This window comes from Rhizobium sp. CECT 9324 (genome assembly GCF_918741265.1).
Classification (GTDB): Bacteria; Pseudomonadota; Alphaproteobacteria; order Rhizobiales; family Rhizobiaceae; genus Allorhizobium.
Map to the genome: position 1 here is coordinate 407,253 of NZ_CAKKMZ010000001.1, position 15,666 is coordinate 422,918.

Sequence of the window (15,666 nt, forward strand, 5' to 3'; positions counted from 1 at the left end):
GGCGGTCAATATTCCAAGTCGAGGTCGAAGTCGATCCGCCGAGTTTCTCAAGTCTGACGCGTGATCAGGCCCAGGGGCGCGAGTCGGCCAATGACTTTTCGAAGACGTTGATGCTCGACGCCTTTTCCAGCGTCAGGCCGATGTCGTCGAGGCCGTTCAGCATGCAATGGCGCTTGAAGGCATCAAGTTCGAAGGTGATCTTGCCACCGTCCGGGCCGGTGATTTCCTGGCTTTCGAGATCGACGGTCAAAACGGCATTGGAGCCGCGGCCGGCGTCGTCGAGCAGCTTTTCCAGGTTTTCCGGGCTGACGACGATCGGCAGGATGCCATTCTTGAAACAGTTGTTGTAGAAGATGTCGGCGAACGAGGTCGAGATGACGCAGCGGATGCCGAAATCGAGCAGGGCCCAGGGCGCATGTTCGCGCGACGAACCGCAGCCGAAATTGTCACCGGCGACCAGGATCTGGGCATTGCGATAGGCCGGCTTGTTGAGGATGAAATCCGGGTTTTCCGAACCGTCTTCGTGGAAGCGCGCCTCGGCGAACAGGCCGGCGCCGAGACCGGTGCGCTTGATGGTCTTCAGATAATCCTTTGGGATGATCATGTCCGTGTCGATGTTGACGACCGGAAGCGGCGCGGCAACGCCGGTGAGCTTTACGAACTTTTCCATCAATTCTGCCTTCGATCTGGGCGTGTGATCCAACGGTCCTTGGCGCCTTCGTCACGCCGGATCCGGCGCGCGGCACCGCAGAGCGGCGATGATGCCTCGGCAATAAAACAAAACCGGGCGAATTTGAAGGAGAATCTTAGTCTGCAGCCGAAGTTCGGGATCACAGCTTTTGGCGCGCAAAATCTCACCGTCGCAGTTTGCGCGCGCAATGGCTCCCGAAGAGCTACATCACCCGGTCAGAGGTCGATGATCGTGCCTTTGCCATCGTTCCAGACGCGCATGTCTTCCTGACGCCGGGCCTTGGCATAAACCGGGGCCTGCTTCGTGCGCAGCATCAGCATGCGGGCAGCGAGGGTCACGGTCAGGAAGGCGCCGATGACGAGCGTGAGCGACACAGCGAAGGCTGCGGCGAGCCCGATGAGGGCGAGACCTGCGATTGCGAGGACGGCGGAACGGATATTCTGCATGTTAAGTTCCTTTCACTCAACAAAGGTGGTCCTTCTTCGCCATGAATGCAAGGGCTTTTCACCGATTTGTCATCTTGCGCGAGAGGGCAAAGCTTGCCAGAAGTCAGCAGCATGACATCCTTTCGTGAGAACCAGACTTCCAGGCATCCCTTCAAGCTTCGCCGCTCGGTGCTGACCGTGCCGGCGATCAATCGGCGTGCACTCGACAAGGTGGCAGCGCTGGATTGTGACGCCGTGATCTTCGATCTGGAGGATTCCGTCGCGCCGGAAAAGAAGACCGAGGCGCGCACCAATCTGCTGGATTTCCTGGCGAATACCGATCTGGACCATCGTGAATGCATCATCCGGGTCAACCCCACCGACAGCGCATTTTTCCAGGATGACATGGACGCCGTCTTTGCCTGCATGCCCGAGGCCGTGCTGCTGCCCAAGGTCGAGGATCCGGACGCGGTGCAGAGCGTGGCCGACCTGATCGGCGAGCGCGGTGCGGCGGAAGGTCTCAGGATCTGGGCGATGATCGAGACGCCGCGCGGCATCCTCAATGCTGCAGCGATTGCCGCGTCCGGTCGCACGGCGGGCTCCAGGCTTGATGCCTTCGTCGTCGGGCTGAACGATCTGCGCAAGGCGACCGGCGTGCCGGCAACACCGGGACGGACCTATCTGGTGCCATGGCTGATGCAGGCGGTACTGGCGGCACGCGCCTATGGTCTCGACGTGATCGACAGTGTCTCGAACGATTTCAACGATCGCGAGGCCTTCACCTCGGAATGCCATCAGGGCAGGGCCATGGGTTTCGACGGCAAGATGCTGATCCATCCGGCCCAGATCGACGCGGCCAATGCGGCATTCGGTCCGAGTATGACAGAGATTGATGAGGCCCGGCTGGTGGTTTCGGCCTTTGCCCGGCCGGACAATGCGGGGCTCAATGTGATCAATTTGGATGGCCGCATGGTCGAACGGCTGCACCTGGACGAAGCGGAATGCCTGCTCGCCAAGCTTAAAGTTATTCAAGACAGAAAGGTAAATCCAACGTGAAAGTCTATCGTTTCCTCACCGGTCCCGACGACGCAAACTTCTGTCATCGGGTGACCGATGCGCTGAACAAGGGCTGGGAGCTGCACGGCGCGCCGAGCCTGTCCTTCAATGCCACGACCAACCAGATGCATTGCGGCCAGGCGGTGGTGAAGACCGTGCACGGCAAGGATTATGATCCTACGATGAAGCTCGGCGAACAGTAAACGCCAGCCGACCCGACAGGACCGGCCGAACAGGGCAATGGGCACCATCTGCATGGACTGCCCGCCTTCGCAGGAGGGACAAGACTTCAGCGTTGTTCGGCGGCCGCTTCCTCGGCGCTTTCCTCGATGCGTTCCATGTCATCGTCGGACAGGCCGAAATGATGGCCGATCTCGTGGATCAGGACATGCGTGATGATATCGCCAAGCGTTTCGTCATTTTCCGCCCAATAATCGAGGATCGGCCGACGATAGAGCGTGATCCGGTTCGGCATTTCTCCGGTTTCCATGGAAAACCGTTCGGAAATGCCGCGCCCCTCGAACAGGCCGAGCAGATCAAAAGGCGTCTCGAGCGCCATGTCCTCGAAGATCTCATCCGTGGGGAAGTCGCTGATCTCGATGATCAGTTCGCCGGTCAGTGCGCGAAACTCCTGTGGCAGATGGCCATAAGCCTCGATTGCCAGCGACTCGAAGGTGCTGATCGTCGGGGCATGGCGCTCGCGCCAATCTTCGGTCTGGTCAATGCGGGCCATTGGATCTCCTAACTGCCGCAGACATATAGGTATTTCGCCGCCGCATTTCGAGAGCAAATCCGGTCGCGGAATAAACCGCTATGTTTATCGGCTGCCAAATATGGCAGAGCCGACCCGGACGCTTGTCGCGCCGAAGCCGATCGCGGTCTCGAAATCGCCCGACATGCCCATCGACAACCGTTCGACACCGTTTTCAGCCGCCAGCTTGGCCAACAGGGCAAAATGCGGTCCGGGATTTTCATCGACTGGCGGAATGCACATCAGTCCCTCCACCGTCAAAGCCAGGTCGTCACGACATAGCCGCACAAAAGCGCTCACATCGTCCGGTGCAATGCCGGCCTTCTGCGGTTCGAGACCGGTATTGACCTGAATATAGTAGCGCAGAGGCCGCTTTTGTCGCTTGCTTTCCTCGGCCAGGGCGCGCGCGATCTTTTCGCGATCGACCGTTTCGATCACATCAAACAGCGCAACGGCTTCGGCCGCCTTGTTGGACTGCAGCGGGCCGATCAGATGCAGCTCCAGCCCCGTGGTTTCCGCCTGGAGCACGGGCCATTTGCCTTGCGCCTCCTGCACTCGGTTTTCGCCGAAGATGCGCTGGCCGGCGGCGATGACCGGACGGATATCCTCCGCCGCGAATGTTTTCGACACGGCAACAAGTGAAATGGACTCCGGCTCACGATTGCATTCGGCGGCGGCCTTGGCCATGCGGCTGCGGACTTCGCTCAATCTGTGTTCAACCGACATGACAACTCCTTGCAGTCTCGTTCCCGACAGACGGATCAGGAGCTTCTCAAGTCAAAGTCGTTAAAGCGCCTGAATTCGCATGGCAAGTCGCTTCTCCACCGTCACGCAAACTGCCCCGAAAACTTGACGCTTGGACGGTTTCGTGGTGAAGGTCAGCCCTCCTTTTTATTGATATCCCGGAAATGCGATCCATGGCCACCGAACGATACAATCCGCGCGACGCCGAGCCCCGCTGGCAGGCGAAATGGTCAGAAGACAATGTCTTCACGACCGACAACAATGATGAGCGCGAGAAGTATTACGTGCTTGAGATGTTCCCCTATCCGTCGGGACGCATCCATATGGGCCATGTGCGCAACTACGCCATGGGCGACGTCGTGGCCCGCTACAAGCGCGCCCGCGGCTACAATGTGCTTCATCCGATGGGCTGGGATGCGTTCGGCATGCCGGCGGAAAATGCCGCGATGAAAAACAAGGTCCACCCCAAGGCCTGGACCTACGAAAACATCGCCACGATGCGTGGCCAGCTGAAATCCATGGGCTTGTCGATCGACTGGTCGCGTGAATTCGCCACCTGCGACGTGGAATACTATCAGCGCCAGCAGCACCTCTTCCTCGACTTCATGGAAAAGGGCCTCGTCTATCGCAAGAATTCCAAGGTCAACTGGGATCCCGAAGATATGACCGTGCTCGCCAACGAGCAGGTCATCGACGGACGCGGTTGGCGCTCCGGCGCGTTGGTCGAACAGCGCGAACTGACCCAGTGGTTCTTCAAGATCACCGACTTCAGCCAGGATCTGCTCGACGCGCTCGACACGCTCGATCATTGGCCGGAAAAGGTCCGGCTGATGCAAAAGAACTGGATTGGCCGCTCCGAAGGCATGCTGGTGCGCTGGGAAGTGGCGTCCGGCAGCACGCAATCGGACGTGACTGTCTATACCACACGTCCGGACACCCTGTTCGGCGCTTCCTTCCTCGCGATCGCAGCCGACCACCCGCTGGCAAAGGAAGCCGGCGAAAGAAGTCCTGAAGTCGAAGCGTTCTGCCAGGAATGCCGCCATGCGGGAACCTCGTTGGCAGCGCTTGAGACGGCAGAAAAGAAGGGCATCGACACCGGCATCAGGGTGAAGCACCCGCTCGATCCGAGCTGGGAACTGCCGGTCTATGTCGCCAACTTCGTCCTGATGGACTACGGCACGGGCGCCATTTTCGGCTGCCCGTCCGGCGACCAGCGTGACCTGGATTTCGCCCGCAAATATGATCTGCCGGTGGTGCCGGTGGTCATGCCGCGCGATGGCGATGCCGCCGGCTTCGAGATCGGCGACACCGCCTATGTCGATGATGGCGTGATGATCAACTCCCGTTTCCTCGATGGGCTCGGCACGCAAGAAGCTTTCGAAGAAGTCGCCAGGCGCCTGAGCGAACAGACCCTCGGCAATGCCGCCCAGGGCGAGCGCAAGGTCAATTTCCGCCTGCGCGACTGGGGTATCTCGCGCCAGCGTTATTGGGGTTGCCCGATCCCGGTCATTCACTGTGATGACTGCGGCGTCGTGCCGGTGCCGAAGAAGGACCTTCCGGTTAAGCTGCCCGATGACGTGACTTTCGACAAGCCGGGCAATCCGCTCGATCGCCATCCAACCTGGCGCCACGTGGCCTGCCCGCATTGCGGCAAGGACGCGCGTCGTGAAACCGACACCATGGATACGTTCGTCGATTCGAGCTGGTATTTCGCCCGCTTCACGGCGCCTTGGGAGGACAATCCGACGGATCCGCAGGCTGCCAACAAATGGCTGCCCGTCGACCAGTATATTGGCGGTATCGAACATGCGATCCTGCATCTGCTGTATTCGCGTTTCTTCACCCGCGCGATGCGCGAAACCGGCCATGTCGATGTGAAGGAGCCCTTCAAGGGCCTGTTTACCCAGGGCATGGTTGTGCATGAAACCTACAGTATCGGCGAAGGCCTGACCCGCGAATGGGTGGCGCCGGTTGATCTGCGCATCGAAGAAACCGACGGGCTGCGCCGCGCCTTCCTGCTCAGCAATGGCGTCGAGGCCAAGATCGGCTCGATCGAGAAAATGTCGAAGTCGAAAAAGAATGTTGTCGATCCGGACGATATTATCGGGTCCTATGGTGCCGACACCGCCCGCTTCTTCGTCCTGTCGGACTCGCCACCGGATCGGGATGTCATCTGGTCGGAATCCGGCGTTGAAGGCGCGCATCGTTTCGTCCAGCGCGTCTGGCGCCTGATCGGCGAAGCCGCCGACCATCTGAAATCCGTGCCGGCGAATCCGGCTAAGGATGGCGCTGGTCTGGCCGTGTCTCAAGCCGCGCACAAGACGTTGAAGGCGGTTCAATCCGATCTCGACAAGCTGGCCTTCAATAAGGCGATCGCGCGCATCTACGAACTGGTCAACACATTGGCGGCCCCATTGGCAACGGTAGCGACCGGAACCGCTGATGCCGGTCTGACCGCTGCGATGCGCAACGCATCGGAAATCCTGGTGCAGCTTATCGCGCCGATGACGCCGCATCTGGCCGAAGAATGCTGGACTGTGCTCGGCCGCAGCGGTCTTGTCGCCGAGACCGCATGGCCTCAATACGACGAAGCACTGGTCGCAGAGAACGACGTGACCATGCCTGTCCAGATCAATGGCAAGAAGCGCGCCGAATTGACAATCAGCCGTGACGCGGATCAAGATGCCGTCAGCGAAGCGGTGCTTGCCCTGGAGACCGTGCAGGCTGCCCTGAACGGTCAGGCTCCGAAGAAGATCATCGTCGTTCCCCTAAGGATTGTGAATATTGTTCTCTAATCAGCAAGCTTCCACGGTGCTTCGTCGTTCGCTCTTGATCGGCGCAGCGCTGCTTCTCGCAGGTTGCCAGGCGCGGCCGCTTTACAACAATGATGATGGCCAGACCCGCGAGGCGCTGGCCGCTATCGCCTATTCGCCCGCCAACGGGCGTGTCGGGCTCGAAACCCGCAACCGGCTGATTTTTCTGACAAGCGGTGGATCCGGCGAGAGCGCGACCCCGCAATACAGGGTCCAGCTTGACGTTCAGAGTTCGGTCGCGGGCATCCTGCTCGACGAAGCGGCGGACACGCCGAATGCCGGTCGGGCAGTCGTCAGCGCGACCTACAATATCCGTCGAATCTCCGACGACACGGTGTTGAAGGCCGGCCGCCGCGAAAGCGTCGCGCTGTTCGATTATCCGAAGCAGGAATTCGCCAAGATCCGCGCCGTTCGCGACGCCGAGGATCGCGCAGCCCGCGAACTTGCCGAACTGGTCTATGCGGATCTTGCAATCGCGCTGGGCCGCTGAGCCGCGCCATGGCAGAGATCAAGTCGCACGAGTTTGACGGGTTCCTGCAGAAATCCGTCCGACACTACCGGGTCTTTGTCATCTATGGGCCAGACCGGGGGCTTGTGAACGAACGCGCCAGCCAGATCGCCAAGACGACCGGTGTCGACCTGCAGGATGGCTTTGCCTTGATACGACTTGACGTCGGGGATCTGCAATCGGACCCCGGCAGACTTCTCGACGAGGTCAACGCATTCGGCCTGTTCGGCGGCGAAAAGCTGATCTGGATCCGCGGTGCCGCCAACGAAAAATCATTGGTGGACGGGCTGCAATATCTCGGGTCGCATCCGCCGGAAGGCAGCTACGTCATCATCGAAGCCGGCGACCTGAAAAAGGGCTCTGGCCTGCGCAAGGTGGCAGAGGGCGAGCGCTCGATCGCCTGCATTGCCTGTTACCAGGACGATGCAAGGGCGTTGAATGCACTGATCGACAGCGAGTTATCCTCGGCCAATCTCAGGATCACCCCGGCGGCGCGTGAACTTCTGCTCGAATCGATCGGCGGCGATCGCATCGCCTCACGCAACGAAGTGCGCAAGCTGATGCTCTATTGCCTGAACGAACCCGTCGTTGACGAGCAGCACGTCTTCGATATCGTTGGCGACGCCAGCGCCATATCGACCGATGAGGTGGTTGACGCCGTCTTGAGCGGGGATCCGGATGGCTTTCTGCACGCCATCCAGAAGGTCGTGGCCTCCAAGACCGCTGTCTTCCTCGTACTCCAATCCTGCATGAAGCAGTTTCAACAGCTTGAAGCTATGCGTATCGAGATGGAGGAACGCCAGCAGCAACCCTCCCAGGTCATGCAGACACTCGGGCGCGGCATTCATTTCAAACGCAAGCCGGTGATCGAGAAAACGTTACGGAACTGGAACAGTCAGGACCTGGGTCGCGAAGCAAGTCGTTTGAATGCAGCGATTTTCCAGAGTCGACAGAGAGCGGCGCTGGAGGACAATCTCGCCATTCAAACTCTGCTTGCGACGACGCTGCAATCAGCGCGACGCAATCGCAAGGCTTAACGGGCTTCCAGCAACCGGCAAATCTCTTCCAGCTGATCAAGTGTCTTGTAGCTGATCTTCAACTGTCCGGAACCGCCCTTGTGATTAATCGACACGGCGAGGCCGAGCCGGTCTGTCAGGCTACGCTCAAGTGCAATCGTGTCGGAATCCTTAGTATCGCGGTTTTCGACCGGGGGAGGGGCATTCTGCGCCTTGATATGGTTCTGGGCGAGCTTTTCGGCGTCACGAACCGACATGCCCTTCGATGCAATCACCTTGGCAAGCGCAAAGGGATCCGGCGTCGAGACCAGCGCACGTGCATGGCCGGCTGACAGGCTTCCCTCGGCCAGCATGTCGCGCACCGCTTCCGGCAGTTTCAGCAGACGCAAGCTATTTGCCACATGGCTGCGGCTCTTGCCGATGATTTCGCCGAGATCATTCTGCGTATAACCGTGTTCGACAATCAGCTGGTCGTAGCCGAGCGCTTCTTCGAGCGCATTCAGATCCGCCCGCTGAACGTTTTCGACGATCGCGAGCTCAAGCGCAGTGCGGTCATCGACGTCGCGGACAATGACCGGGATCTCGACAAGACCAGCAAGCTGCGCCGCACGCCAACGGCGTTCGCCGGCGATGATTTCAAAGCGATCGCTGCTTGTGGTGCGAACCACGACGGGCTGGACGATGCCATGCTGACGGATGGAGCCGGCCAGATCCTGAAGCTCGGATTCGTCGAAATAGCGCCTCGGGTTTTTCGGACTGCGCGAAACGAATTCGATCGGTACCATGCGATCAGGATTGATGCTCGTCCGAGCATCGCCGGCAGGCAGTGGCTGGTCCATTTCCCCGATCAGGGCTGCAAGTCCGCGACCCAGGCGCCGTTTCGAAACGTCTTCACTCATATACTCAGACCCTTATAGAAAAGTTAGGCCGCTTTACGATGCCGTTCGCGCTGGATGACCTCGGACGCGAGCTGCAGATAGGCCTGGCTGCCGGCGCATTTCAGATCATAAAGGATGGCCGGCTTGCCGTAGGAAGGCGCCTCGGAGACGCGAACATTGCGCGGAATCAGCGTTGTATAGACCTTGTCACCCAGGTGCTCACGAACGTCGTTGACGACCTGCTGCGCCAGATTGTTGCGCGAATCGAACATCGTCAGAACGATGCCCTGAATATCGAGGGTGGGGTTGACCGTCTGACGCACCTGATTGATCGTGTCCAGCAGCTGGCTCAAGCCTTCCAACGCGAAGAATTCGCACTGCAGTGGCACCAGAACCGAATGTGCCGCCGCCATCGCGTTCATGGTCAGCAAGTTGAAGGAGGGCGGGCAATCGAGCAGGATGTAACTGTAGGCGCGCGCATCGTCACTGTTCAGTGCCTTTTTCAGGCGGAAGACCCGGTCGGCCTGCTGGGAAATCTCCATCTCGAAACCGAGAAGGTCCATAGTCGACGGCACGATTGACAGATTGGGAACGGCGGTCTCAAGCGCGGCCTGGGACACGGTCTCCGTGCCGATCAGCACGTCATAGGACGATAGGCGGCGATTGCGCCTGTCGATACCGAGGCCCGTGCTGGCATTGCCCTGCGGATCGAGGTCGACAATCAGCACACGCTCACCGATGGCGGCAAGCGCCGTTGCCAGATTGATGGCTGTCGTCGTCTTGCCAACGCCACCCTTCTGGTTCGCGATAGTAATGATACGGTTCTTCTCGAGACCCATGCAGCACCCGAAGTGTTAGCCCCTGCGCTTCAGTGAGGCGATTTCCAAAATGACGGAGTCCGCCTCGACAGCGCTCTGATGTATTACCAGATCAAATGCAAAGCGACCACGCGCTTTATCAATCTCCGCCTGGTAATCCCGCCCTTTGTGAAAAATCATGCGCAAGTCGGGGTTTCTGTCTGCCCAGGGCTCGGCATAGACCAGCAACTGGTCGAGATCGGCCAGCGCGCGCGCGGAAATGACGTCGGCCTGGTGCAACGTATTTGCGGCTTCTTCGATCCGAAGCGGATGAACTGCACCGCGCCCACCGGTTTCCAACAATGCCATCCGCAGAAAGCTGGACTTCTTGTTGTTACTCTCCACCAGATCGACCCAGCCGCGTCCATGTTCCGCAAGAAGCACGGCGGTGACGATTCCCGGAAATCCACCGCCACTGCCTAGATCGATCCAATGTTTGGGTTCCGCTATAATGTTTCGAAGCTGTAATGAATCGGCGATGTGGCGCGTCCACAGCGCATCGATGGTGGACGGAGCCACGAGATTGATCTTGGCGGACCACTTCATAAACAGCTCTGCGAAGCGCTGCAGGCGCTCCTGCGTTTCACGTGAAACATCAAGCTTCGTTTGAATTTTCATAAAGTCTCTTTCGATCAGGATGCGCGTTTCAGATCGTCCGCGCGCCGCAGATGCGCGATCAGCAGGGCAACAGCCGCTGGTGTCATGCCTTCAAGCCGGGCGGCCTGAGCGATGTTCTGGGGACGATGCCGGGCAAGTTTTTGCTTGAGTTCATTCGAAAGGCCGGGGAGCTCGTCGTAATCGAAACCGTCCGGAATACGTCGTTCCTCTTCCGCCCTGACTGACGCGACATCGTTCGCCTGACGGGCGATATAAGTGCTGTAGAGCGCATCGATGCTGACCAGTTCTGCAAACTTTTCGTCAGTTGTAGCAAGTTCTGGCCAAACTCTGCAAATATCTGCCCAGTGTGTATCTGGATAAGATAGAATTTCTCTGGCGCTTCTGCGACGTCCGTCCTGGTTAATCTGCACTCCGGCGGCCGCCATCTCATTGGGAGAAGCGGTTAAATCAGCCAGCAGAAGATTGAGGTCGAGACGTGCCTTTTCGTAGCGTGAAAATTTCTCGGCGCGCGCGGAACCAACACATCCAAGCTGCAGGCCTAGCGGTGTCAGGCGCATATCTGCATTATCGGCCCTAAGACTCAATCGATATTCCGCCCGCGAGGTAAACATGCGATACGGCTCTGCCACGCCCCGTGATGTCAGGTCGTCAATCATGACGCCGATATAGGAATCCGTCCGGCTGAAGCTTTGACCTTCCAGGCCAGCAGCATACCGCGCAGCATTGATGCCGGCGACAAGGCCTTGTGCTCCAGCCTCTTCGTAACCCGTTGTGCCATTGATCTGGCCGGCGAGATACAGACCACTGGCTCTTTTAACCGCTAGGGTGAGCTCCAATTGCTGCGGATCGACGAAATCATATTCTATTGCATAGCCAGGCTGCAAAATCGAAACGGATTCCAGTCCGGGAATGGAGCGGATAAAGGCTTCCTGCACATCTTCTGGCAATGACGTTGATATGCCATTGGGATAGATGGTGTGATCGTCCAGGCCTTCCGGTTCCAGGAAGATTTGGTGGCCGTCCCGGTCGCCGAAACGATTGATCTTGTCCTCAATCGACGGGCAGTAGCGGGGGCCCACACCAGCGATCTGACCCGAATACATCGCAGACCGATGGATGTTGTCGCGAATGATCTTATGCGTGGCATCCACCGTTCGGGTGATTCCACACCGAATTTGCGGCGTGGTGATCGTATCCGTCATAAAGGAGAAAGGGATGGGATCAGAATCCGCCTCCTGCATCTCCAAGTCTGACCAATTGATCGTCCTGCCGTCCAGACGCGCTGGCGTGCCCGTCTTCAAGCGGCCGAGGCGGAGACCGATATCTTGCAGATCCTCGCTCAATCCAAGTGCCGGCGCCTCTCCGACACGCCCTGCCGGTATCTTTTGATCGCCGATATGGATCAAGCCGCGAAGGAATGTACCGCTGGTCAGCACAACGGCAGCGGCAATGATCTCGCGCCCGTCTTCGAGAACGACGCCATTTATTTCGGATTCGTTACGAACGAAGCGTGCAACGCCGCCTTCGATAATTGTCAGATTGGGCGTAGCGCTGAGCAAGCTCTGCACAGCTTCCCGATATAAACGTCGGTCCGCCTGCGTTCGAGGACCCCAAACCGCGGGTCCCTTCTTGCGATTGAGCATGCGAAACTGGATGCCGCCGATGTCGGCAGCGCGTCCCATGATGCCGTCCAGCGCATCTATTTCGCGAACCAGATGGCCTTTACCCAGGCCACCGATAGCCGGATTGCAGGACATCGCCCCAATGGTATCCCGCCGGTGTGTCACCAAGGCCGTGCGCGCGCCCATGCGGGCCGCCGCCGCAGCCGCTTCGGTGCCGGCATGACCTCCACCGACGACAATTACATCAAACCTCTGGTTTTCCATGGCATCAAGTCCGCGTAAACTGGTATTTGTTTCACGTGAATCACTTGCCGACGCAAAATTCCGAGAAGATCTTGCCAAGAAGTGTTTCGGTATCGATTCGACCTGTGACGCGTGCGAGATCTTCCGACCCCAGCCTCAGCGACTCTGCTCTGATCTCCAGGGGAAGACCAATACCGTGCATCGCATCCAAGAGATGCCCGCATGCGCTTGTCAGAAGCTGTGCATGCCGCAATCGACTGGGAATTGCAAGACTGTTGACATCAACCCGGGCATCAAGTTCCGTAAGTATCCGTGACCGGAGTTCGCTCAGACCTGATCCGTCTGACGTGGAAATGACGAGATCCAGAGTTTGTATCGTTGCCGAATCGATGTCGGCAAGGTCAGCCTTCGTGCCAACGGTCAGAACATGAGCGTTTTTTATCACGGCCGGCGGTTCCGCGGCCGTCGCCAAATCAACAAGATGCAGCACGAGATCGGCATCTTCGATGGATAGCAAGGCCCTGCGAATACCCTCGCGTTCTACAGGCTCGTCAGTGTCACGCAATCCCGCTGTATCGTAAAGATGGACCTTGTAACCAGACAAGTCGATCTCACAATGCAGTATGTCACGCGTCGTGCCGGCGAAGTGGGTGACGATCGCAACGTCCCTGTTGACGAGCGCATTGAGCAGACTGGACTTGCCTGCATTCGGTTGACCGGCGATAACAACCTTGAACCCGTCACGGATGATTTCACCCGACTTCAACTGCGCCAGCGCCTGGTTCAGTTCGGCGATCAGCACCTCGACCTCCCGCCAGACCCGATCGGACACTGCCCCGGGTATATCACCTTCATCGCTGAAATCGAGTTCGGCCTCGATCATCGAGCGGCAGAAGATCAGGCGTTCGCGCCAGCCTTCGTAGAGCGCAGACAGATGGCCGCTGCTTTGTTCAATTGCGAGGCGCCGTTGCATCTCTGTGTCGGCTGCCAACAGGTCGGCTAGACCCTCGACTTCGACCAGATCCATCTTGCCATTCTCGAAAGCGCGCCGCGAAAACTCTCCCGCTTCCGCGAGGCGACAGGAATTGAATCCGGCTAATGAGCTGAGTGTGGCCGCCACCAACGCTTTGCCGCCATGCAGGTGCAATTCGACACAGTCCTCGCCGGTAAAGGAATTCGGTCCTGGAAACGCGATGACTAGCCCGCGATCCAGCACCGTCCCGTCAATGCCCCGGATCGTGCGCAAGGCGGCGGTACGGGGTTGCGGCAGGTCTCCGACCATCCGGGTGACCACAGACAGTGCCTCAGGTCCGCTCAGTCTAATCACGGCAACCCCAGCAGGTAGACTACCGGAGGCTAAGGCAAATATCGTGTCGCGAGGTGGTGTCATGCAGATGATCTGCCTGGGGCTGAACGAAAAACCGGCCCGAAGGCCGGTCTTTGATCAAGTGTTCATCGAGTCGAAGAAATCGCCGTTGTTCTTCGTCTGCTTGAGTTTGTCGATCAGGAACTCGATCGCATCGGTTGTTCCCATCGGTGCCAGGATACGGCGCAGGACAAAGATCTTCTGCAGATCCTGGCGCGGTACGAGCAGGTCTTCCTTACGCGTACCGGACTTGAGAATGTCCATCGACGGGAAGATGCGCTTGTCGGCAACCTTGCGATCCAGCACGATTTCCGAGTTACCCGTGCCCTTGAACTCTTCAAAGATCACTTCGTCCATGCGGCTGCCGGTATCGATCAGGGCGGTCGCGATGATCGTCAGTGACCCGCCTTCTTCGATATTACGCGCCGCACCGAAGAAACGCTTCGGACGCTGCAGGGCGTTGGCATCCACACCACCGGTCAGAACCTTACCGGAAGACGGGACAACGGTGTTATAGGCGCGTCCGAGACGGGTGATCGAATCGAGCAGAATGACGACGTCACGGCCATGCTCGACCAGGCGCTTCGCCTTCTCGATGACCATTTCGGCGACCTGTACGTGGCGTACGGCCGGTTCGTCGAAGGTCGAAGACACGACTTCGCCCTTCACCGAACGTTGCATGTCGGTCACTTCTTCCGGCCGCTCGTCGATCAGCAGAACGATCAGATAACATTCCGGATGATTGGCGGTAATCGAATGGGCGATGTTCTGCAGGAGAACGGTCTTACCCGTACGAGGCGGTGCGACGATCAGGCCGCGCTGGCCCTTGCCGAGTGGCGCCACGAGATCGATGACACGTGCCGAAAGATCCTTCGTCGTCGGAATATCGAGTTCCATCTTGAAGCGCTCATTGGGATAGAGCGGCGTCAGGTTGTCAAAGTGGACCTTGTGGCGGATCTTTTCAGGATCTTCGAAATTGATCGTATTGACCTTGAGCAGTGCGAAATAACGTTCGCCCTCCTTGGGTCCACGGATCGGACCTTCGACGGTATCGCCGGTTTTCAGCGAGAATCGGCGGATCTGCGACGGTGAAATATAGATGTCGTCCGGGCCTGGCAGATAGTTGGCGTTTGCCGAGCGTAGGAAGCCGAAACCATCCTGGAGAACTTCAACGACGCCTTCGCCGATGATTTCCACGTCCTGGCTCGCCAGCATTTTCAGGATCGCGAACATCAGCTCCTGCTTGCGCATGGTGCTTGCGTTTTCGACTTCGAGCGATTCGGCAAAAGTCAGCAGATCGGTAGGCGATTTGCTTTTGAGTTCTTGTAGCTTCATTTCAGCCATGAAGAGGGACCACGTCAGGTTTTTATTTTATGGGGAACGGCGAGCTGATGGAATTCGGTACGATCGCGATGTGCCGCAAATGACTGAATGTTACGCAAGCCAAAAGATGAGGTGCCGCGAAAATAGCGGGTCAGCGATTTCACCGCAAGCGAAAACCAGACAGTTGTAAAAATAAACCGCGAAACACCGTCTGGGTCAGAATGGCTTGACCACGACAAACACAACGATGGCGATCATCAGGAGCGTTGGAACTTCGTTCATCAGACGCCAATGGCGGGCATTGCCAACGTAATTTCCCCGACCGAACGAGCGGACAGCTTTGGCAAAATATCCATGCGCGCCTGAGAGCAGGACCACGGCCGCAAGCTTTGCATGCAGCCAACCGCCCTGAAATCCATAGACCGACCACGCAAGATAGAGGCCGAGAACCCAGCTGACGATCATCGCCGGGTTCATGATCACGCCCATCAGCCGGCTTTCCATCACGGCAAATGTCCGCGCCTGGTCCGAATCCGGCTCACAGTCACCGTGGTAGATGAAGAGGCGCGGCAGATAGAGCAGGCCCGCCATCCATGAGATCACCGCGATGACATGCAGAGCCTTAATCCAGAGATAGGCTTCGTCGGCACCGAAAATCATCACGGACGAAGCGATCAGCGCGAAGAAAACCAATGCGCCGGCCGCTCTGCCAGCCGCTCGGCGACCTGGATTGCGATCTGTCTGCTTTTCCATCG

The 15,666-nt window shown here is 58.4% G+C and carries 16 protein-coding genes; 5 read left to right on the forward strand and 11 right to left on the reverse strand.

Features of this window, described 5'->3' with window-relative positions:
• Nucleotides 1-64 precede the first annotated feature (64 nt).
• Both leuD and LQ231_RS01890 read right to left on the reverse strand, forming a co-directional pair.
• Complete coding sequence (leuD, locus tag LQ231_RS01885; RefSeq protein ID WP_230170068.1) at nucleotides 65-670, reverse strand: 3-isopropylmalate dehydratase small subunit; 606 nt, start codon at nucleotides 668-670, stop codon at nucleotides 65-67.
• Between the two features lie 236 nt (nucleotides 671-906).
• The gene (locus LQ231_RS01890) at nucleotides 907-1,137 is read right to left on the reverse strand and encodes a hypothetical protein (RefSeq protein ID WP_113143722.1); all 231 of its coding nucleotides are present in this window, start codon (nucleotides 1,135-1,137) and stop codon (nucleotides 907-909) included.
• Nucleotides 1,138-1,248: 111 nt separating this feature from the next.
• Here LQ231_RS01890 and LQ231_RS01895 point away from each other — a divergent pair, with 111 nt between their 5' ends.
• Both LQ231_RS01895 and LQ231_RS01900 read left to right on the forward strand, forming a co-directional pair.
• A complete protein-coding gene (locus LQ231_RS01895) occupies nucleotides 1,249-2,172 on the forward strand; it encodes a CoA ester lyase (protein ID WP_230170069.1) in 924 nt (307 codons plus the stop codon).
• Nucleotides 2,169-2,375 (forward strand): DUF1737 domain-containing protein, encoded by a 207-nt coding sequence (locus tag LQ231_RS01900; RefSeq protein WP_113143724.1) that lies wholly within the window; start codon nucleotides 2,169-2,171, stop codon nucleotides 2,373-2,375. Before LQ231_RS01895 ends, LQ231_RS01900 begins: the two co-directional genes overlap by 4 nt.
• An 86-nt stretch (nucleotides 2,376-2,461) precedes the next feature.
• Here the strand turns inward: LQ231_RS01900 and LQ231_RS01905 are convergent, their stop codons facing one another.
• Together LQ231_RS01905 and LQ231_RS01910 are read right to left on the reverse strand one after the other, a co-directional pair.
• On the reverse strand, nucleotides 2,462-2,905 hold the full coding sequence (locus LQ231_RS01905) for a metallopeptidase family protein (RefSeq protein ID WP_113143725.1): 444 nt from the start codon (nucleotides 2,903-2,905) through the stop codon (nucleotides 2,462-2,464).
• Nucleotides 2,906-2,989: 84 nt separating this feature from the next.
• A complete protein-coding gene (locus LQ231_RS01910; RefSeq protein WP_230170070.1) occupies nucleotides 2,990-3,649 on the reverse strand; it encodes a YggS family pyridoxal phosphate-dependent enzyme in 660 nt (219 codons plus the stop codon).
• Between the two features lie 191 nt (nucleotides 3,650-3,840).
• Here LQ231_RS01910 and leuS point away from each other — a divergent pair, with 191 nt between their 5' ends.
• From leuS to holA, 3 genes are read left to right on the forward strand one after another with little or no spacing between them, the layout of a single operon-like run.
• On the forward strand, nucleotides 3,841-6,462 hold the full coding sequence (gene leuS / locus LQ231_RS01915; RefSeq protein WP_230170071.1) for a leucine--tRNA ligase: 2,622 nt from the start codon (nucleotides 3,841-3,843) through the stop codon (nucleotides 6,460-6,462).
• The gene (locus LQ231_RS01920; RefSeq protein ID WP_230170072.1) at nucleotides 6,452-6,970 is read left to right on the forward strand and encodes a hypothetical protein; all 519 of its coding nucleotides are present in this window, start codon (nucleotides 6,452-6,454) and stop codon (nucleotides 6,968-6,970) included. Before leuS ends, LQ231_RS01920 begins: the two co-directional genes overlap by 11 nt.
• Nucleotides 6,971-6,978: 8 nt before the next feature.
• Nucleotides 6,979-8,025 (forward strand): DNA polymerase III subunit delta, encoded by a 1,047-nt coding sequence (gene holA, locus LQ231_RS01925; RefSeq protein WP_230170074.1) that lies wholly within the window; start codon nucleotides 6,979-6,981, stop codon nucleotides 8,023-8,025.
• Here holA and LQ231_RS01930 read toward each other — a convergent pair.
• The 7 genes from LQ231_RS01930 to hemJ form a co-directional block, all read right to left on the reverse strand.
• Nucleotides 8,022-8,903, reverse strand: a complete 882-nt coding sequence (locus LQ231_RS01930) for a ParB/RepB/Spo0J family partition protein (protein WP_230170076.1) — start codon at nucleotides 8,901-8,903, stop codon at nucleotides 8,022-8,024. The two genes, holA and LQ231_RS01930, sit on opposite strands and share 4 nt — an antisense overlap.
• A gap of 23 nt (nucleotides 8,904-8,926) precedes the next feature.
• Nucleotides 8,927-9,721 (reverse strand): ParA family protein, encoded by a 795-nt coding sequence (locus LQ231_RS01935; protein ID WP_113143731.1) that lies wholly within the window; start codon nucleotides 9,719-9,721, stop codon nucleotides 8,927-8,929.
• 15 nt (nucleotides 9,722-9,736) lie between these two features.
• Nucleotides 9,737-10,357: a 16S rRNA (guanine(527)-N(7))-methyltransferase RsmG gene (gene rsmG, locus LQ231_RS01940; protein WP_230170079.1), complete on the reverse strand. Its 621-nt coding sequence runs from the start codon at nucleotides 10,355-10,357 to the stop codon at nucleotides 9,737-9,739.
• Nucleotides 10,358-10,371: 14 nt separating this feature from the next.
• Nucleotides 10,372-12,243 carry a tRNA uridine-5-carboxymethylaminomethyl(34) synthesis enzyme MnmG gene (gene mnmG, locus LQ231_RS01945; protein ID WP_230170080.1) on the reverse strand — a complete coding sequence of 624 codons (1,872 nt, stop codon included), beginning with the start codon at nucleotides 12,241-12,243 and terminating at the stop codon, nucleotides 10,372-10,374.
• Nucleotides 12,244-12,283: 40 nt separating this feature from the next.
• Nucleotides 12,284-13,612 carry a tRNA uridine-5-carboxymethylaminomethyl(34) synthesis GTPase MnmE gene (gene mnmE / locus LQ231_RS01950; RefSeq protein ID WP_230170081.1) on the reverse strand — a complete coding sequence of 443 codons (1,329 nt, stop codon included), beginning with the start codon at nucleotides 13,610-13,612 and terminating at the stop codon, nucleotides 12,284-12,286.
• Nucleotides 13,613-13,666: 54 nt separating this feature from the next.
• Nucleotides 13,667-14,932: a transcription termination factor Rho gene (gene rho / locus LQ231_RS01955; protein ID WP_007605643.1), complete on the reverse strand. Its 1,266-nt coding sequence runs from the start codon at nucleotides 14,930-14,932 to the stop codon at nucleotides 13,667-13,669.
• A 195-nt stretch (nucleotides 14,933-15,127) separates the two neighbouring features.
• Entirely contained in the window at nucleotides 15,128-15,664 is a 537-nt protein-coding gene (hemJ, locus tag LQ231_RS01960) for a protoporphyrinogen oxidase HemJ (RefSeq protein WP_230170082.1), read from the reverse strand.
• Nucleotides 15,665-15,666: the final 2 nt, after the last annotated feature.